Here is a 17,015-nt window from a genome sequence, read left to right on the forward strand (position 1 = left end):
CGCCGGTTCAGCGTTGCGTGAGGGACTGCGGGTAGTCGGTGATGATCCCGTCCACTCCGAGTCCGAGCATCTTGCGCATGGCGCCGGGCTCGTTGACCGTCCACACGTTGATGCCCATACCGAGACCGTGGACCCGGTCGACCAGGGCCTGGTTGGTCACCGTGTGCTGCGGGTTCACGTCGTCGGCCCATTTGCTCAGGGCGACCAGTTCGGTGTCGGTCGGACGTTCGGCGTCGAGCACGCCGACGGGGACCTGGGGAAGCAGGTCGTGGAAGCGCCGGGCGTCGTCCACCTCGAAGGACTGGACGCCGAGCCGGTCCTTGGCGAGTTCCTTGCGCAGGTAGCCCCCCGGTACGGCGCGAAGTTCGCCGGCGAGATCGTCCGGCAGCCCCTCGTAGTGCGCGCACGGGCTGATCTCGGCCAGCAGGCCGGTCTTGCCCCGGACCTGCCCGATGACCTGGCGTACGGAGATGACGCGCTCGCCCGCGAAGCGCTCGTGGAACCACGAGCCGGCGTCGAGCGTGCGCAGTTCGTCCCAGGTGAAGTCCGATACGCGGTACGACGCGCGGCCGGGGAAGCGCTGCTCGACGTCGGTGGTCCGTTCCATGGTGCAGTCGTGGAAGTTGACCAGCCGCCCGTCCTTGGTGCGCTGGACATCGATCTCCACGGAGTCCGCGCCCTGCCGGATCGCGGTACGGACGGCGATCGCGGTGTTCTCGGGGGCGACACCGGACGACCCGCGATGGGCGATCACGTCCGCTCCGGCGGCACTGGCCGGGACGGCCGAGACGATCAGCACCGGCAGGCCGATCATGGAAGCGAGGGCGACGCGCAGGGCGGCGATTCGCATGGAGGGCCTTTCGTAGGACGACATCGCGATCAAGGTGTCGGTCCTCGATGGCGCCCTCGTCAACACGCGGTGTCGCGTCGAAGGACGGTGCGTGGCACGTCGCCCTAGGTTCGTTCGGCCATCGGGCTCAGCAGAGCCAGACGATGTCCGTGAACCTCAGCACCTTGGCGTCGTCATCGATGATGAACGTGATCATCCCGTGACTGTCGCCATGACCGAAGAAGGCGTGGCGCTCGGCGGTCTGACCAGGCCGGATCGGGACGGCGTCCCAAGGCGCGTCGAGAAGTTGCAGGATTCGCTCGAACAGCAGTCCGTGCCGCACCTCATCCGGCAGCCCGTTCAGTTCGTACAGCGCTCGTCCGAAGAATCCTCCGAACTCGTAGGTCACAGCCGGCCGGCCCACCCATCGATCTGATCGGCACCTACGAACTCGTCGTCACGGCCCTCCAAGGCGGCTCGGACGCCCTCTTCGAAGTACGGGCCGGAGTACGCGATCGCGCGGAGCCGCCACTGACGCACGACTTCACGAATCTGGCGATACCGCTCGAAGTCATGAGCGGCATCGAGGGCAGCGTCGTACTCATCGCGGAACTGCTTGCGAAACGAGTGCGGCAGGGCGTTGTAGATCGCGGCCGGATCGTCGCCAGGATCGTGGCGGTGGGCCGGGTCCACGGGCTGGGCGCTCATGGTTTCGAGCCTACCTTCGAGGCGTTCGTCTTCCAGAGGGTCTCTGCTGTGGACATCTCGCGAGCGTCGGCGCCGGGGACATTCGGCGAACTTCTGGACGGGGGGCTGCTTTTTGCTCACCCTCGGTAGTCTACCGTGCGCGGTCTGGTGATCACTTGCCCTGGAAGACGGCGGGGCGCTTCTCCTTGAAGGCCTTGGAGCCCTCCTTGGCGTCCTCGGAGGCGAAGACGGGCCAGCCGATCTCGTCGCTGATCTTGAGGGCGTCCTCTTCGGAGAGGTGCGCGGTCTCGCGGTACGTGCGCAGGATGGCCTGGACGGACAGGGGGCCGCAGGCGGCGATCTGGTCGGCGAGTTCGCGGGCGGCGGTGAGGGCCTGGCCGTCGGGGACGATCTTGTTGATCAGGCCCATGTCCAGTGCTTCCCGCGGGGTGACCGCGCGGGCCGTGAGCATGATGTCCATGGCGGCGGCGTAGCCGATCTGGCGGGGGAGGCGGATCGCACTGCCGCCCATGGGGAACAGGCCGCGCTTGGCCTCGTACAGGCCCAGGGTGGCGCCCTCGGCGACGACGCGAAGGTCGGTGCCGGTGAGGAGTTCGGTGCCGCCGGCGACGGCGTAGCCCTCGATGGCGCAGATGAGCGGCTTGGTGGGACGGGCCTCGCGGAGCAGGCCCTTCCAGTGGTAGTTCGGGACCTTGTCCATCCGCGCCTGGATGGCGGGGTCGGATGGGGGAGTGCCCATGGCCTTGAGGTCGGCGCCCGCGCAGAAGGTGCCGTCGGCTCCGGTCAGGATGCCGACGCGTACCTCCGGGGTCTCGGAGATGTAGGCCCAGGCGTCGGCCATCCCGATGAGCATCGACCCGCTCAGCGCGTTGCGGGCCTCCGGTCGGTTCAGGGTCACGATGACGACGTGCCCGTCCTGCTCGACGGTGCAGTGCTCGGTGCTGATCGGCAGTCGCTCGGCCATCGTTCCTCCACTCAACCGGTCATAAAACAAGAACAGATTCTAGTAACAGGTTCGGCTCGTCAACAGGTCTTGCCGATCAAAACGAGAACGTGATCTACTTTGCCCCCCGGCACCCTTGTGGGGTGCGCCGCGATCACCGAGGAGAACCGATGGGGTCGTTGGGTTTTTGGCGGCTGGCACAGGCCGACCCGGAGTGGATCGCCGCCGTCGACCCGGACGGTACCGAGTACACCGCCGGCGAGCTGCTGGGCCGGGCGAACCGGCTCGTGCACGGGCTGCGCGATCTGGGCCTGGAACGGAACGACGGCATCTGCGGGCTCGTGCCCAACGGTGTGGACGGACTCGTCCTGTACCTGGCCGCGCTGCAGGCCGGCTGGTACTACACGCCCGTCAACTGGCATCTGACCGGCCCGGAGATCGGCTACATCGTGGCCGACAGCGAGGCCAAGGCGTTCATCGTCCACGAGCGGTACGCCGCGGAGGGCGCGCGCGGAGCCGAGGAGTCGGGCATCGACCCGCGCCGGCGGTTCGCGATCGGCGCCGTCGAGGGCTTCCGGCCGTACGAGGAACTGGTCGCGGGGCAGCCCGATTCGCTGCCGGCCGACCGCAGCAACGGCGCCACCATGCACTACACGTCCGGTACGACCGGGCAGCCCAAGGGCGTGCGGCGCAAGCTGATGGGGCTCGACCCCGATGACAGCGCGGAGCTGCTGACGTTCCTGCTGGGGCTGTTCGGCATCCCGCCGGGCCGGCCCGCCGGGCAGGCGCCGCAGGCGCACCTGATCACCTCGCCGAACTACCACACCGCCGTCACGCAGTTCGGCGGTACGGCGCTGAACATGGGCCACACGCTGGTCTACATGGACCGGTGGGAGGCCGAGGACTGCCTGCGCGTGATCCAGCAGTACGAGATCACCAACACGCACATGGTGCCGACGCACTTCAAGCGGCTGCTGTCGCTGCCCAAGGACGTGCGCGAGCGGTACGACGTGTCGTCGATGAAGTGGGCGATCCACGCGGCGGCTCCGTGTCCCGTACCGATCAAGCACCAGATGCTGGACTGGTGGGGCGACTGTATCTGGGAGTACTACGCGGCCACCGAGGGCGGCGGAACGATCGCGAGCCCGCAGGACTGGCTCGCGCACCCCGGAACGGTCGGCAACGCCTGGCCGATCAGCGAGCTGCTGATCGTGAACGACGACGGCGAGCCGGTGCCCACCGGAACGCCCGGCACCATCTACATGAAGATGGCCGGGGTCGAGTTCGAGTACAAGGGCGACCAGGAGAAGACGCAGAAGAACCGGCTGAAGGACCACTTCACCGTCGGTGACATCGGCTATCTCACCGAGGACGGCTTCCTGTTCCTGTCCGACCGCAAGTCGGACATGATCATCTCGGGTGGCGCCAACATCTACCCGGCCGAGATCGAGAACGAGATCATCCTGCACGCCAAGGTCGCGGACGTGGCCGTGTTCGGCATCCCGGACGAGGAGTGGGGCGAGCAGATCAAGGCGGTCGTCGAGCCCGCCGCGGGCATCGCGCCGGGGCCGGAACTGGCCGCGGAGCTGCTGGCCTCGCTGGAGGGCCGGCTGGCCAAGATGAAGTGGCCGAAGACCATCGACTTCATCGAGGTCATGCCGCGCGAGCCCAACGGCAAGCTGCTCAAGCGCAAGCTGCGCGACCCGTACTGGAAGGACCACGAGCGTGCCATCTGAGGCGCCCAACCATGTCCTGGAGTTCCCCGGCGGCTACACGCGCTCGGTCGGGCCGGTCATCGGGCGGTTCCTGAGCGAGCTGCGCGACGGCCGGCTGGTCGGGGTGCGGACGGCCGCCGGCCAGGTCCTGTTCCCGCCGCTGGAGTACGACCCGGCCGACGGCGAGGAGGTCACCGGCGAGTTCGTCGAGGTCGGCCCGGTCGGCACGGTGAAGACCTGGTCCTGGGTGCCGCGGCCGCTGAAGACCCACCCGCTCGACCGGCCCTTCGCCTGGGCGCTCGTCCAGCCGGACGGCGCCGACACGGCGATGCTGCACGCGCTCGACATGGGCGTGTTCCAGGAGGGCGCCGAGCCGCCCAAGGAACTGCGGACCGGGATGCGCGTGCGCGCCCAGTGGCGTACGGACCGTACCGGCGCCATCGGCGACATCGCGTGCTTCCTCCCCGAGGTCACGATGATCACTTCGCCGACCCGGCTGGAGTACCGGCTGCAGCCCGGCCGCGCGCTGAGCCGGTTCCTGGACGGCATCGCCGAGGGCCGGATCCTCGGCCACCGCTGCGACGTCTGCGGCGAGGTCATCGTCCCGATGAAGGGCCTGTGCTCGCGCGACGGCGTCCCCACGACCGAAGAGGTGGAGCTGCCGCACACCGGCACCGTCACCACGTACGCGGTCAACAACCTGCCCGACCCGCGCGCCCCCGAGGTGCCGTTCGTGTCGGCGTACGTGCTGCTGGACGGCGCGGGCGTGCCGCTGCTCAGCCTGGTCTCCGGCATCCCCGCCGACCAGGTCAGGGAGGGCATGCGGGTGAAGGCCGCGTGGCGCCCGCGCGAGGAGTGGGGCAAGACCATGAACAACATCAAGTGGTTCGAGCCCCTCGACGAGCCCGACGCCCCCTACGACGCGATCAAGGATTTCGTATGAGTACGGTCGCTGCGAGCGGAGCGAGCAAATGAGCAGAGACGTCGCCGTTGTCGCGTTCGTGCAGAGTGTGCACGCCGCGGAGCCGGCCGGGTTCTCCGACATCGAGCTGCTGGCCCCGGTGATCACCGGGATCAAGGAGCGGACCGGGCTGAAGCGGTTCGGGTTCACCTGTTCCGGGTCGAACGACTACCTGGAGGGCAGGCCGTTCGCGTTCGTGTCGGCCCTGGAGACGGTCGGCGCGTGGCCGCCGATCGCCGAGAGCCATGTGGAGATGGACGCGGCCTGGGCGCTGTACGAGGCGTGGGTCCAGCTCCAGCACGGCGAGATCGACACGGCCCTGGTGTACGGGTTCGGCAAGTCGACCCAGAACGATCTGCGCGAGGTCATGACGCAGCAGCTCGACCCGTACTACCTGGCGCCCCTCGGCGTCGACCAGGTCTCGCTGGCCGCACTCCAGGCCAGGGCGTACATGGAACGTTCGGGGGCCAAGGAGGACGATCTGCGCGCGGTCGCGGCGCGGTCGCGGACATCCGGACGGGACAACCCGTTCGCGGTGCACCTGCCGGAGCCGGAGGACACCGGCTACGACGTGGCGCCGCTGCGCCCGTACGACGTCGCGCCGATCACCGACGGGGCCGCCGCGATCGTGCTGGCCACCGGTGACAAGGCGCGCGAGCTGTGCGAACGGCCCGCGTGGATCCGCGGCATCGACCACCGCGCCGAGGCGCACTCGCCGGGAGTCAGGGACCTGTCCCGTTCCGAGTCGACCCGGCTGGCCGCTGAGAAGGCGGGCGCGACCGGGATCGAGGTGGCGGAGCTGCACGCGCAGTTCAGCCACGAGGAGCTGATCCTGCGCGAGGCGCTCGGGCTCGGCGAGGGCGCCACGGTCAACCCGTCGGGCGGGCCGCTGTCGGCGAACCCGATGATGGCCGCCGGGCTGATCCGGATCGGCGAGGCCGCGGCCCGCATCCACGACGGCTCGGCGAACCGGACGCTCGGCCACGCCTCCTCGGGGCCGTGCCTGCAGCAGAACCTCGTCTGCGTCCTTTCGGGAGACAACAATGGGTAACCCCTGCGCGGTCATCGCCGAATCGGTGGGCTCGGGGTCAGACCACGTCATCAACCGGGAGCTTCACAATGGGTAACCCGTGCGCGGTCATCGGCGTGGGTCAGACCACGTACAAGACCAAGCGGCTCGATGTGTCGATGGCTGGGCTGCTGCGCGAGGCGGCCGTCAAGGCCCTCGAGGACGCCGGGCTGACCTGGAAGGACATCGACGCCGTCGTCGTCGGCAAGGCGCCCGACATGTTCGAGGGCATGATGATGCCCGAGGCGTACCTGGCCGACGCGCTGGGCGCCAACGGCAAGCCGATCATGCGGGTGCACACGGCCGGCTCGGTCGGCGGGTCGACCGCGATCGTGGCGGCCGGGCTGATCCAGAGCGGCGTGCACGAGCGGGTGCTGACCGTCGCGTGGGAGAAGCAGTCCGAGTCCAACGCGACGTGGGCGCTGACGGTGAACGGGCCGTACACGACCTCGCTGGTGGTGGGTGCCGGCGGCTACTTCGCCCCGTACATCCGCGCCTACATGCGGCGGTCCGGCGCGCCCGACCACATCGGCACGCTGGTCGCGGTCAAGGACCGGCAGAACGCGCTGAAGAACCCGGTCGCGCATCTGAAGATCCCCGGCATCTCGCGCGAGATGGTCGAGGCGACGCCGATGCTGTGGGAGCCGATCCGCTACCTGGAGACCTGCCCTTCGTCGGACGGCGCGTGCGCGATGGTGCTGTCGTCGGAGGACGCGGCGCGCAAGGCGCCCAACAAGCCCGCGTGGATCCACGGGACGTCGATGCGGTCCGAGCCGATGGGGTTCGCCGGCCGTGACACCGTGAGCCCGCAGGCCGGCAAGGACGCCGCGGCGGACGTGTACCGGCAGGCCGGGATCACCGATCCGCGCCGCGAGCTGGACTGCGCCGAGGTGTACGTGCCGTTCTCCTGGTACGAGCCGATGTGGCTGGAGAACCTCGGGTTCTGCGGCGAGGGCGAGGGCTGGAAGCTGACCGAGGCCGGCGCGACCGCGCTGGACGGGGACATCCCGTGGAACGCCTCGGGCGGCGTGCTGTCGTCCAACCCCATCGGCGCCTCCGGCATGATCCGGTTCGCCGAGGCGGCGCTGCAGGTACGCGGACTCGCCGGCGACCATCAGGTGGACGGCGCGCGCCGGGCCCTCGGGCACGCCTACGGCGGCGGCGCGCAGTTCTACTCGATGTGGATCGTCGGATCGGAAAAGCCCTAGCACCACCCACCCCTCGTCCTCCGGAGGCCGTCCGATGGAGTTCAACCACGCCGATATCTTCGAGGGAGTCGCCGACGCGATTGGGGACCGCGTCGCGCTCGTCTGCGCGGACAGGCGGCTCACCTACGCCGAGGTGGACGCGCAGGCCAACCGGCTCGCGCACCATCTCCTCTCGGCCGGGGTCAAGCCCGGCCAGCATGTCGCGATGCAGCTCTACAACGGCATCGAGTACGCCGTCGCGCTGCTCGCCACCCTGAAGATCAGGGCCGTTCCGATCAACGTGAACTACCGCTACGTCGAGAAGGAACTGCTCTACATCTTCCGCGACTCCGACAGCGTCGCGCTGCTGTACGACGTCGAGTTCGACGACCGGGTGGCCACCGCCGTCGCGCAGGCACCGGATCTGCGGCACCTGATCGCGGTCGGCGGGGCGTCCAGCGTCCCGGGCGCGGTGGAGTACGAGCAGGCACTGGCCGCCCAGCCCGACACCCGGGGCTTCCCGGCCCGGTCGGAGGACGACACCTACATCGTCTACACCGGCGGCACGACCGGCATGCCCAAGGGCGTCATGTGGGGCCTGAAGGACATGCTGATCGCGTTCTGGAACCCCGCGCTGCCGCGCCCGGACCGGCCGGAGGACGTGGTGGGCAACGCCGTGAGCGGCGGCCCGATGGTGATGATGCCGATCGCGCCGCTGATGCACGGCGCGGCGCAGGTGGGCAGCTGGATCGGCTGGTTCATCGGCGCCACGCTGGTGTACGTCCGCAAGTTCGACGCGGTGGGGATCTGGCGGACGATCGAGCGCGAGAAGGTCAACTCGCTGACCATCACCGGTGACGCCATGGCCATCCCCATGGTCGAGGAGCTGGAGCGCACGCCGTACGACCTGTCCTCGCTGCTGGCGTTCGTCTCGACCGGCGCGATCCTGAGCGGCACCGTGCGCGACCGGCTGGCCGAGGCGATGCCGAACGTGATCATCATGGACCGGTTCGGCTCCACCGAGTCGGGGTCCACGGCGGCGGCCGTCTCGGGCTCCAGCCCCGAGAAGGGCCTCCGCTTCGAGGCCGACGTGGAGAACGTCGCCGTGCTGGACGACGCGCTCAAGCCCGTCGTGGCCGGCTCGGGCGTGCTCGGCCAGGTCGCCCGCAGCGGCTACATCGCGCGGGGCTACTACAACGACCCGGAGAAGACGGCCAAGACGTTCCCCGAGGTCGAGGGGCGGCGCTGGCTGCTCACCGGCGACATCGCCACGGTCGAGGCCGACGGCAGCATCGCGGTGTTCGGACGGGGCTCGCAGGCCATCAACACCGGCGGCGAGAAGGTCTTCCCCGAGGAGATCGAGGCCGTGCTCAAGGGGCACCCGGCCGTCTTCGACGCGGTCGTCACCGGCATCCCGGACGAGCGGTTCGGGTTCCGGGTGGCGGCGGTCATCCAGCCGCACGGGGAGACCCCCAAGCCCGAGGACCTCGACGCGTTCTGCCGCGAGAACCTCTCGGGCTACAAGGTGCCGCGCACCTACGCGTTCGTGACCGAGATGAAGCGCTCGCCCGCAGGGAAGGCCGACTACCGCTGGGCGAAGGCCCAGTTTTAAAGACCCGGCCCACGGTGCTCGCCTGGCGGCTCGCATCGTGACCGGATCTTGGGCGAGCGCGGCATCGCTTCGCGATCTGCACGGGTGAGGCTCGCCTCCGGCGTCGCCTCACCCGTGCAGGTAACGCGCTCGCGCGGTGGCCGGGGCCGCTTGAGGCAGGCACTAGGCTCCCGGGGAGACAGGGAGATCGAGGTGGGAGCTTGTCGACCCCGGAACGCGAGCGGGCGGTGGCCGAGCTGCGGGAGGCGATGCAGCGCAGCACGCTCTACACGGTGCTGCTGCACCACACCACCGCGAGCAAGGCGGGCCTGAACGTCACCGACGCGCAGTGCCTGAACGCGCTGTCGCTGGACGGCCCGCAGACACCGGGACGGCTCGCGCAGATGATGGGGATCACCACCGGCGGTGCGATCACCGCGGTGATCGACCGGCTGGAGAAGGCGGGCTACGTCAGGCGCAGCCGGGATCCCGACGACCGCCGGCGGGTGATCGTCGAGCTGGTCCCCGAGAACGCCGAACGGTACGCGCGCTACTTCGAGCCCATCGCCGAGGAGTTCGGCGAGCACCTGGCCGGTTACTCCGACACGCAGCTGCGCGCGCTGTCGGACTACATGCGGCACAGCAACGAGACGATGCCCGGCCTCATCGACCGAGTCCGGCATATGCCGTAATACGGAGTCGGTGCTCCTCGCGGGTCCGCCGCTGTGAGAGCGTGCGTCCCATGTCTTCCTCGACGCGCAACGCGTACGCGTTGGCGGGCCTCATGGCCGCCGCCGGGACCACCCACTTCGTCGCGCCCAAGCCGTACGACACGATCGTCCCCGGACGGCTGCCCGGCAGCCCCCGGGCCTGGACGTACGCCAGCGGCGTGGCCGAACTGGCCTGCGCCGCCGCGATCGCCGTACCGAAGACCCGGCGCGCCGGTGCGTTCGCCACGGCGGCGCTGTTCGCGGCCGTCTTCCCGGCCAACGTCAAGATGGCCTATGACTGGCGGCGGCGGCCCCTCCCGCAGCGCGCGATCGCGTACGGGAGGCTGCCGCTCCAGGCCCCGCTCGTCGCCTGGGCCATGCGCGTCGCCAAAGACGGCCGCTAAGCACCCCGCTCACTTCCGGGCAGGCCGGTGGAGGCGCTTTAGCGGGTGGTGATGATGGCTGAGCCGTGGCCGAACAGGCCCTGGTTCACGGCGATGCCGACTTGGGCGCCTTCCACCTGGCGGTCTTCGGCCTGGCCGCGGAGCTGCCAGGTGAGCTCGCAGATCTGGGCGATCGCCTGGGCCGGGATCGCCTCGCCGAACGAGGCCAGCCCGCCGGACGGGTTCACCGGGACGCGGCCGCCGAGCGTGGTGGCGCCGGAGCGCAGCAGCTCTTCGGCACCGCCGGGCTCGCACAGGCCGATGTCCTCGTACCAGTCCAGCTCCAGGGCCGTCGACAGGTCGTACACCTCGGCCACCGACAGGTCCGACGGGCCGATCCCCGCCTCCTCGTACGCGGCGTCGGCCAGCGAGGCCCGGAACGGCCGCTCCGGCGCGGGTACCGCCATCGCCGAGTCGGTCGCGAAGTCGGGCAGGTCCACCACGGTCTTGGGGAACGTGGGCGTGACCGTCGACAGGCCGGAGATCCGGACCGGGTCCTTGATCCCGTGCTTGCGGGCGTACTCGGTCGAGCACAGCACCAGCGCGGCGCCGCCGTCGCTGGTGGCGCAGATGTCCAGCAGCCGCAGCGGGTCGGCGACCACGGCGGACTCGCGGACGTCCTCCAGGGTCACCTCCTTGCGGTAGCGGGCGTTCGGGTTGGCGAGCCCGTGCCGGGCGTTCTTGACCTTGACGGCGGCGAAGTCGTCCAGCGTCGCCCCGTACATCGCCATCCGGCGCCGCGCGTAGAGCGCGAAGTAGATCGGGTTCGTCGCGCCGAGCAGCCGGAACCGCAGCCAGTCCGGGTCGTCGGGACGGTCGCCGCCCACCGGCTTGAAGAAGCCCTTGGGCGCCGCGTCCGCGCCGACCACGAGGGCCACGTCGCACAGCCCGGCGAGGATCCGTGCCCGCGCGTTGTCGATCGCCTGCGCGCCCGAGGCGCACGCGGCGTAGCTGCTGGAGATCCGCGCGCCCGACCAGCCCAGCGCCTGCGCGAACGTGGCGCCCGAGATGAAGCCCGGGTAGCCGTTGCGGATCGTGTCGGCGCCCGCGACGTACTGGACGTCGGTCCAGTTCACCCCGGCGTCGGCCAGCGCCGCGCGGGCGGCCGCCAGCCCGTACTCGACGAAGTTGCGCCCCCACTTACCCCAGGGATGCATCCCAGCGCCGATGACGGCAATGTCGTTGCTCACTGGACCGGCCTCCACATCCATACGGTGTATTCGGCCTCGTCGTCCTCGTACAGGATGCCTTCGGCCAACTCGACCTCCATGCCGACCTCGAGGTCGGCGGTGCCGAAACCGGGGACGACCTGGCCGAGGACGACCATCTTCTCCGTCTCCAGCTCGACGGCCGCGACCGTGTAGGGCCGGAACGGGTCGGGGGAGACGTAGGGCGGCGGTGGTTTGTAGCGGGAGTCGGCGTACGACCAGATGCGCCCCCGGTTGGAGAAGGAGTACTCCTCCAGCTCGGAGCCGTCCTTGGGGCCGGCGCAGGTGGGATTGCGGCAGGCCAGGTCGTTGCGCGGGAAGTACGGGGTCCCGCACGCCGTGCAGCGGGTCCCGATGAGCCGCACGTCGTCTCCGGTGGAGAACCAGCCCTCTACCGCGGGCCGCCGTTCCTTGGTCGTGCTCAACGCGCCTCCCTGGATTTACCGGCCCCTCGATTCACCGGCGCAGCCTAACGAACAAACGTCTGCTTGAATCCGGCCGCTCCCGCTCACTGGAACGGACCGCCGGGTGGACCGCGCCTTCCAACCGGCAGGGCTTCCTAACTGACGCGTCAGTCACTTCGGTACAGTGCAACCGAGCCGGATTCTAAGGAGTACGCATGCGGACTGGGCTTCAAGGAAAGACCGCACTGGTCACCGGGGCGTCCCGGGGCATCGGCAAGGCGACCGCCCTGGCGCTGGCGGCCGAGGGCGCCAACGTCGTGCTCTCCTCGCGCAAGCAGGAGGCACTGGACGAGGTGGCGGCGGAGATCCGCGCCGCGCACCCGGAGGCCGGGGTACTGGCCAAGGCCGCGCACGTGGGCGACCCGGAAGCGGCCAAGGCCTGCGTGGACGCGGCCGTCGCCGAGTTCGGCGCCCTGGACGTGCTGGTCAACAACGCCGGGACCAGCCCGCACTTCGGCCCGATGGTCGACATCGAGCCGGCCGCCGCGGAGAAGACCGTCCAGGTCAACCAGTTCGCCGTGGTCCTGTGGACCCAGCTCGCCTGGAAGGCGTCGATGGCCGAGCGCGGCGGCTCGATCATCAACATCGCCTCGGTCGGCGGCCTGATCACCGAGCACGGGATCGGGTACTACAACGCCACCAAGGCCGCCGTCATCCACCTCACCCGGCAGTTCGCGATGGAGCTGTCGCCCGGGGCCCGGGTCAACTGCATCGCGCCGGGGCTGGTCAAGACCGCGCTCGCCCGCGCGCTGTGGGAGAAGAACGAGGAGCAGATCAGCAAGAACATGCCGCTGGGCCGGCTCGGCGAGCCCGAGGACATCGCCAGCGCGGCGGTCTTCCTGGCCGGCGACACCGCGTCCTGGATGACCGGGCAGACCCTGGTCATCGACGGTGGTACGACCATCCGTGCCTCGATCGCCTAGTTCGTTCGCCCGTTCGCCAAAGGAGCAAGCATGAGCCGCTGGGGACTGACCGTACCGCTGACCGGGCTGCCGCTGGCCGAGCACCGCGAGATCATCGCGGGGCTGCCCGCGCTCGGCTACACCGACGCCTGGTCCGCCGAGACCAATGGCACCGACGCGTTCACGCCGCTCGCCCTGACCTCGCAGTGGGCACCCGAGCTGCGTCTCGGGCCGGCGATCGTGCCGGTCTACACGCGCGGGCCCGCGCTGCTGGCGCAGCAGGCCGCCACCCTCGCCGATCTGGCCCCCGGCCGGTTCGTGCTGGGGATCGGTACCTCCTCCGACACGATCGTCGAGCGCTGGAACGGCATCCCGTTCGAGGAGCCGTACAAGCGCACCCGCGACACGCTGCGCTTCCTGCGCAAGGCGCTGGCGGGGGAGAAGGTCAAGGAGGAGTACGACACCTTCACGGTCAAGGGCTTCAAGCTGGAGAGGGCCCCGGGTACGCCGCCGCCGATCGTGCTGGCGGCGCTGCGTCCGGGCATGCTCCGGCTGGCCGCTCGTGAGGCCGACGGCGCGATCACCAACTGGCTCGCGCCGAAGGATGTCCCGACCGTACGGAGCGAGCTGGGTGAGGACCCGGAGCTGATCGCCCGGCTGTTCGTATGCCCGACCGCGGACGCCGACGAGGCCCGCGCGATCGGCCGCTGGATGATCGCCGCGTACATGACCGTGCCGGTGTACCGGGCCTTCCACGAGTGGCTCGGCCGGGGCGAGGCGCTGCGCCCGATGAACGAGGCGTGGGCCGCCGGCGACCGCAAGAAGGCGCTGGAGCTCATCCCGGACCAGGTCGTGGACGATCTGATCGTGCACGGCTCGCCGGCGGCGTGCCGGGCCCGGATCCGCGAGTACGTGGACAACGGCCTCACCACGCCGGTGCTCGCGATCGTCCCGGGCGGCGGGCTCTCGACCGCCGACGCGGTACGGGAGCTGGCACCCAACGCGTAGTGCGATGCCTGATCGGAACGCCTGATCGGGGCGCCTGATCGGAACGGCGGAGGAGCCCGGTGCGCGGTGGCGCCGGGCTTTTTCGCTGTCCGAAATTGGTGCGGATCGATGTTTACCCCCCGAAGGTCTCGGAAAGGGTCGTCCGGACAGGTCCGTTGACCTGCCGCGTAACGACCGTGACGTAGACCGAGACGTGAAGGAGCCCATAGTGCTCACCCTGACCAGCGGCGCCGTCCAGGTGATCCGTACCGTGACGGCCAACCCTGAGATGCCGCCGGAGACCGGCATCCGCATCGAGTCCGGGATCGACGGCTCGGACGCGCTCCGCCTGTCGGTGGCCCCGGCCCCCGAGGCGGGCGACCAGGTCGTGGAGGCCGAGGGCGCCCGGGTCTACCTGGAGCCGGTCGTGGCCGAGATGCTCGAGGACAAGACCCTCGACGCCCAGGTCGACCCCCAGGGCGACGTGGCCTTCAGCATCGCCGAGGGCGAGGACGGCCCCGGCCCGGCGGCCGTCTGAGCCGCCCAGTCTTCCCAAAGCACGGCTTCCGCAAGCTTCACCGCGCGTTCCTGAACTCCCCGTTCGGCCAGGAACGTCGGCGCGAGTCCTTCAAAGCCGTGCGGCCGGGGTCCCTTTTCCGGGGTCCCGGCCGCACGGCTTTTTGGAAGGCCGTGCTTTTGCAAGACTGGGCGCCGTGACGACGCCCGAGCCGGAGACGCCCGAGCCAGATCAGCAGGACGAGACCGAGGCGCCGTCGCGGGAGGAGTTGGACCGCCAGGTGCGCGATCACTACGGATCCGGATGGCGCGACCAGCCGCGCGGCCTCGCCTGCGCGGTGGTCGCCGCCTTCCTTGTGCTGACCACGGTGGCCTTCGGCCTCGCGATCATCGCGATGGTGCTGGCCGTGCGGTGAACGGCCCCCGGTTCTGAACGGACTCGGTCCCTGAACGGACTCGGTCCTTGAACGTCCTCAGTCCTTGAAGGAATGGTGCGGGCCCAGCGCCCAGTACTCGTAGAGCCCGTAGCCCGTGTCGTGGGACGTGGGCGCGGCGCCGTCCAGGTACTCGTAGCGGCCCACGGAGTCGACCATCCCCCACATGCGGGCCGCGTCCTCTTCCTTGCGGGTGTCGTACGAGACGCCCTGCACCTTGAGGTCGGGCCCCTGGTACATGCCGTGCTTCCAGTCGGGCTCCAGTCCGTATCCCGTGCCCACCATCATGTGGACGGGCAGGATCGGTGTCGCCCGTACGGCGAACGGCCGGCCGCCAGGGGGACTGAACACGATGGTCGCGGTCGAGACCTCGCGGGTGCCGTCCACGTAGATGGGGTGGTACTCGGGACGGCCCAGATACTCGTTCTCGCGCGTTTCGTCCGACCAGACTCGCACGGACTCTTCCAGTAGCCGGCGCCCCTTGTCGTCCTCCTGGACGATGCAGAGGATGGTGTGGTCCTCGAACTGCATGGGCGTGTAGAGCCAGTAGAACGTGCCCGTGTTCTTGACCTGGATGCCGGGCGGCTCGGGCTCCCCGACGGGGCGGATGCCCCAGGAACGGTCCCGCGAGCCCCACCAGCGGTCCGGGGTGATCTCGATCCGCTCGCCGTCGATCACGACCGATCCGGTCCAGCGGCCGGTCTGCGCGAGCCGCCGCGAGTCGAACACCACCCGCTCCTGCCAGCGCAGGTAGTGCGGCGGCTCCAGCGTCGCCGGGATCGCCCCCTCCCAGGTGAGGTCGAACGAGAGCCCGTGCTCGTTGTCGTCCAGGACGACCCGGAGCCGCTTGAGGCCTTCCAGGACCTCGACCCGGAACGGTCCGACCCGGGTGTCCATCCGGTCGTCGCCCAGCTCGCGCGAGGCCCGGACGACCTTGTGCGCGGGGCCGCGCCGCGCCACCGCGAAGGCGTCCATCACGCCGAGGTTCGGGTACTGCCCGATGCCGATGATCAGCATCAGCTCGTCCGAGCAGCCGTGCAGGTTGAAGTAGTAGCGGTCGTAGAAGTTGCGGTCGGACGTGGTGACGTGCCGCATCACCTCCGGGGCCTGGTGCACGGGGTAGTCGTCGAGCGGCGAGAGCGTCACGGGCGGTCCCCTCCGATGATCTTGGCGAGCAGCCGGCTGCAGTTGTTGTCGTAGGGGAACTCGCTGTCGGGTTCGATCCACTCGAAGTCGATCATCGCCTGCCCGATCCGCGCCATGATGACCGCGAACTTGAATCCGGACAGCACCTCGTAGTACTCCAGGTTGCGCATCGGCCGCCCGAGCAGGTCCTCGTACCGTTCGACGGTCGCGCCGTACGAGGGGAAGCCGGGCAGGCGGGGCGCCTCGACGCCCTCGGAGTGGTGCCGGTCCAGGAACATGAACCAGGCCAGGTCCTCCTCGGGGGCGCCCAGTACGGCGTTCTCCCAGTCCAGGACGGCCTGGGGCACGCCGTCCTGGAAGATGACGTTGCCGATGCGCGCGTCCCCCCACAGCAGGCGCGGCGGGTCGGGCTCGTCCGGGCGGTTGGCCTTGAGCCACGAGAGGGCCTGCAGGGCCGTCTCCTGCGGGCCGTCGTACGCCCAGTGCAGGTAGTGCTCGTAGTAGGCGAGGCGCTGTTCCAGCCCTGGGGCGCCCCACTGGGGCTGGTCGAGGAAGCCGAGATCGAGCGCGTCCGGGTCGAGCCGGTGCAGGCGGGCGAGGATGTCGAGCGTCGACCACCACATCGCCGCCCGCTCCTCCGGCGGGACCTCGGTGACCCAGCCGTCCATGTGGTACGGGGGCATGTCGGTCGGGACGCGGCCCTCGATCCGTCCCATCACGAAGAACGGGGCGCCGAGCGGCTCGGTGGACGGCTCGTACCAGCGGATCGGCGGGACGGGGATGTCGGTGTGCTCGTCGAGGATCCGCATCAGGCGGTACTGCTCCTCGAAGCGCGGCTCGGGGAAGATCTGGTACTTGACCGGAGCGACCCGGGCCACGCACGGCTCCCGGGTCTCCGGTGATCCGCCGGGACCGGTCCAGGCCACGTCGAACAGCAGGGTCTCGCTGGAGAAGCCGCTGGTGGTCGGGGTCTCCAGCAGCGGGACGCGGGCGCCGGGGAGGCGCCCGTCCAGCCAGCCGGTGAGGCTGCGCAGGGTGACGTCCGGATCGCGTTGGTCGGGAACGGGCATGGCCGCCTCCTCGCGTCACCGGGTGGGGGTGGGTCGAGGTGACCAGGTCCCGGGGACTCAAAGTGAAACGTGTTCTATCAACGCGCCCACACCAAGGTCAATGGCCCTTCCCATCGGCCGGCCATCGCCCGC

Annotated in this window: 19 protein-coding genes; 11 read left to right on the plus strand and 8 right to left on the minus strand. The window is 69.9% G+C overall.

The genetic code is table 11. The features are described 5' to 3' along the window. Positions 1-7 precede the first annotated feature (7 nt). The 4 genes from ACH34Q_RS25780 to ACH34Q_RS25795 form a co-directional block, all read right to left on the minus strand. Positions 8-850, minus strand: coding sequence for a glycerophosphodiester phosphodiesterase (locus ACH34Q_RS25780; RefSeq protein ID WP_395985630.1), 843 nt, complete (start codon positions 848-850; stop codon positions 8-10). Between the two features lie 127 nt (positions 851-977). Further along, the gene (locus ACH34Q_RS25785; protein ID WP_395985631.1) at positions 978-1,238 is read right to left on the minus strand and encodes a hypothetical protein; all 261 of its coding nucleotides are present in this window, start codon (positions 1,236-1,238) and stop codon (positions 978-980) included. Beyond that, a complete protein-coding gene (locus tag ACH34Q_RS25790; protein WP_395985632.1) occupies positions 1,235-1,537 on the minus strand; it encodes a DUF6247 family protein in 303 nt (100 codons plus the stop codon). Before ACH34Q_RS25790 ends, ACH34Q_RS25785 begins: the two co-directional genes overlap by 4 nt. Before the next feature lie 151 nt (positions 1,538-1,688). Continuing rightward, the gene (locus tag ACH34Q_RS25795; RefSeq protein WP_395985633.1) at positions 1,689-2,501 is read right to left on the minus strand and encodes a crotonase/enoyl-CoA hydratase family protein; all 813 of its coding nucleotides are present in this window, start codon (positions 2,499-2,501) and stop codon (positions 1,689-1,691) included. Between the two features lie 149 nt (positions 2,502-2,650). On the opposite strand from ACH34Q_RS25795, the gene ACH34Q_RS25800 reads away from it, so the two are divergent. The 7 genes from ACH34Q_RS25800 to ACH34Q_RS25830 all read left to right on the plus strand — a co-directional run bounded on the left by ACH34Q_RS25800 (position 2,651) and on the right by ACH34Q_RS25830 (position 10,117). Further along, entirely contained in the window at positions 2,651-4,216 is a 1,566-nt protein-coding gene (locus ACH34Q_RS25800; protein WP_395985634.1) for an acyl-CoA synthetase, read from the plus strand. Continuing rightward, entirely contained in the window at positions 4,206-5,138 is a 933-nt protein-coding gene (locus ACH34Q_RS25805) for a Zn-ribbon domain-containing OB-fold protein (RefSeq protein ID WP_395985635.1), read from the plus strand. Before ACH34Q_RS25800 ends, ACH34Q_RS25805 begins: the two co-directional genes overlap by 11 nt. 28 nt (positions 5,139-5,166) lie before the next feature. Beyond that, positions 5,167-6,207: a thiolase domain-containing protein gene (locus ACH34Q_RS25810; RefSeq protein WP_395985636.1), complete on the plus strand. Its 1,041-nt coding sequence runs from the start codon at positions 5,167-5,169 to the stop codon at positions 6,205-6,207. A gap of 68 nt (positions 6,208-6,275) precedes the next feature. After that, on the plus strand, positions 6,276-7,433 hold the full coding sequence (locus ACH34Q_RS25815; protein ID WP_395985637.1) for a thiolase domain-containing protein: 1,158 nt from the start codon (positions 6,276-6,278) through the stop codon (positions 7,431-7,433). A 34-nt stretch (positions 7,434-7,467) separates the two neighbouring features. Next, positions 7,468-9,024 carry an acyl-CoA synthetase gene (locus tag ACH34Q_RS25820; protein WP_395985638.1) on the plus strand — a complete coding sequence of 519 codons (1,557 nt, stop codon included), beginning with the start codon at positions 7,468-7,470 and terminating at the stop codon, positions 9,022-9,024. Between the two features lie 200 nt (positions 9,025-9,224). Further along, complete coding sequence (locus ACH34Q_RS25825) at positions 9,225-9,695, plus strand: MarR family winged helix-turn-helix transcriptional regulator (protein ID WP_395985639.1); 471 nt, start codon at positions 9,225-9,227, stop codon at positions 9,693-9,695. A 50-nt stretch (positions 9,696-9,745) separates the two neighbouring features. Further along, positions 9,746-10,117 (plus strand): hypothetical protein, encoded by a 372-nt coding sequence (locus ACH34Q_RS25830; RefSeq protein WP_395985640.1) that lies wholly within the window; start codon positions 9,746-9,748, stop codon positions 10,115-10,117. 38 nt (positions 10,118-10,155) lie between these two features. On the opposite strand, the gene ACH34Q_RS25835 is transcribed toward ACH34Q_RS25830, so the two are convergent. After that, entirely contained in the window at positions 10,156-11,313 is a 1,158-nt protein-coding gene (locus ACH34Q_RS25835; RefSeq protein ID WP_395985707.1) for a lipid-transfer protein, read from the minus strand. Positions 11,314-11,342: 29 nt separating this feature from the next. Beyond that, positions 11,343-11,789 (minus strand): Zn-ribbon domain-containing OB-fold protein, encoded by a 447-nt coding sequence (locus tag ACH34Q_RS25840; protein ID WP_395985641.1) that lies wholly within the window; start codon positions 11,787-11,789, stop codon positions 11,343-11,345. Between the two features lie 194 nt (positions 11,790-11,983). Here ACH34Q_RS25840 and ACH34Q_RS25845 point away from each other — a divergent pair, with 194 nt between their 5' ends. The 4 genes from ACH34Q_RS25845 (at position 11,984) to ACH34Q_RS25860 (ending at position 14,649) form a co-directional block, all read left to right on the plus strand. Beyond that, positions 11,984-12,751, plus strand: coding sequence for an SDR family oxidoreductase (locus ACH34Q_RS25845; protein WP_395985642.1), 768 nt, complete (start codon positions 11,984-11,986; stop codon positions 12,749-12,751). Positions 12,752-12,781: 30 nt separating this feature from the next. Further along, a complete protein-coding gene (locus ACH34Q_RS25850; protein WP_395985643.1) occupies positions 12,782-13,738 on the plus strand; it encodes an LLM class F420-dependent oxidoreductase in 957 nt (318 codons plus the stop codon). A 208-nt stretch (positions 13,739-13,946) separates the two neighbouring features. Further along, on the plus strand, positions 13,947-14,255 hold the full coding sequence (locus ACH34Q_RS25855) for a Fe-S cluster assembly protein HesB (RefSeq protein WP_395985644.1): 309 nt from the start codon (positions 13,947-13,949) through the stop codon (positions 14,253-14,255). A 175-nt stretch (positions 14,256-14,430) separates the two neighbouring features. Beyond that, complete coding sequence (locus tag ACH34Q_RS25860; RefSeq protein ID WP_395985645.1) at positions 14,431-14,649, plus strand: hypothetical protein; 219 nt, start codon at positions 14,431-14,433, stop codon at positions 14,647-14,649. 57 nt (positions 14,650-14,706) lie between these two features. Here ACH34Q_RS25860 and ACH34Q_RS25865 read toward each other — a convergent pair whose 3' ends face one another. Together ACH34Q_RS25865 and ACH34Q_RS25870 are read right to left on the minus strand one after the other, a co-directional pair. Further along, positions 14,707-15,813, minus strand: coding sequence for a hypothetical protein (locus ACH34Q_RS25865; RefSeq protein ID WP_395985646.1), 1,107 nt, complete (start codon positions 15,811-15,813; stop codon positions 14,707-14,709). Continuing rightward, positions 15,810-16,883, minus strand: coding sequence for a phosphotransferase family protein (locus ACH34Q_RS25870; protein ID WP_395985647.1), 1,074 nt, complete (start codon positions 16,881-16,883; stop codon positions 15,810-15,812). Before ACH34Q_RS25870 ends, ACH34Q_RS25865 begins: the two co-directional genes overlap by 4 nt. Positions 16,884-17,015: the final 132 nt, after the last annotated feature.

Source organism: Actinomadura sp. 9N407 (genome assembly GCF_044326315.1).
Lineage (GTDB): Bacteria > Actinomycetota > Actinomycetes > Streptosporangiales > Streptosporangiaceae > Spirillospora.

Coding starts and splice junctions, on each gene's coding strand:
- ACH34Q_RS25870 (WP_395985647.1), bottom strand. CDS start 16,883: ATGCCCGTTCCCGACCAACGCGATCCGGACGTCACCCTGCGCAGCCTC.
- ACH34Q_RS25850 (WP_395985643.1), top strand. CDS start 12,782: ATGAGCCGCTGGGGACTGACCGTACCGCTGACCGGGCTGCCGCTGGCC.
- ACH34Q_RS25795 (WP_395985633.1), bottom strand. CDS start 2,501: ATGGCCGAGCGACTGCCGATCAGCACCGAGCACTGCACCGTCGAGCAG.
- ACH34Q_RS25830 (WP_395985640.1), top strand. CDS start 9,746: ATGTCTTCCTCGACGCGCAACGCGTACGCGTTGGCGGGCCTCATGGCC.
- ACH34Q_RS25810 (WP_395985636.1), top strand. CDS start 5,167: ATGAGCAGAGACGTCGCCGTTGTCGCGTTCGTGCAGAGTGTGCACGCC.
- ACH34Q_RS25835 (WP_395985707.1), bottom strand. CDS start 11,313: ATGCATCCCTGGGGTAAGTGGGGGCGCAACTTCGTCGAGTACGGGCTG.
- ACH34Q_RS25845 (WP_395985642.1), top strand. CDS start 11,984: ATGCGGACTGGGCTTCAAGGAAAGACCGCACTGGTCACCGGGGCGTCC.
- ACH34Q_RS25800 (WP_395985634.1), top strand. CDS start 2,651: ATGGGGTCGTTGGGTTTTTGGCGGCTGGCACAGGCCGACCCGGAGTGG.
- ACH34Q_RS25820 (WP_395985638.1), top strand. CDS start 7,468: ATGGAGTTCAACCACGCCGATATCTTCGAGGGAGTCGCCGACGCGATT.
- ACH34Q_RS25780 (WP_395985630.1), bottom strand. CDS start 850: ATGCGAATCGCCGCCCTGCGCGTCGCCCTCGCTTCCATGATCGGCCTG.
- ACH34Q_RS25790 (WP_395985632.1), bottom strand. CDS start 1,537: ATGAGCGCCCAGCCCGTGGACCCGGCCCACCGCCACGATCCTGGCGAC.
- ACH34Q_RS25815 (WP_395985637.1), top strand. CDS start 6,276: ATGGGTAACCCGTGCGCGGTCATCGGCGTGGGTCAGACCACGTACAAG.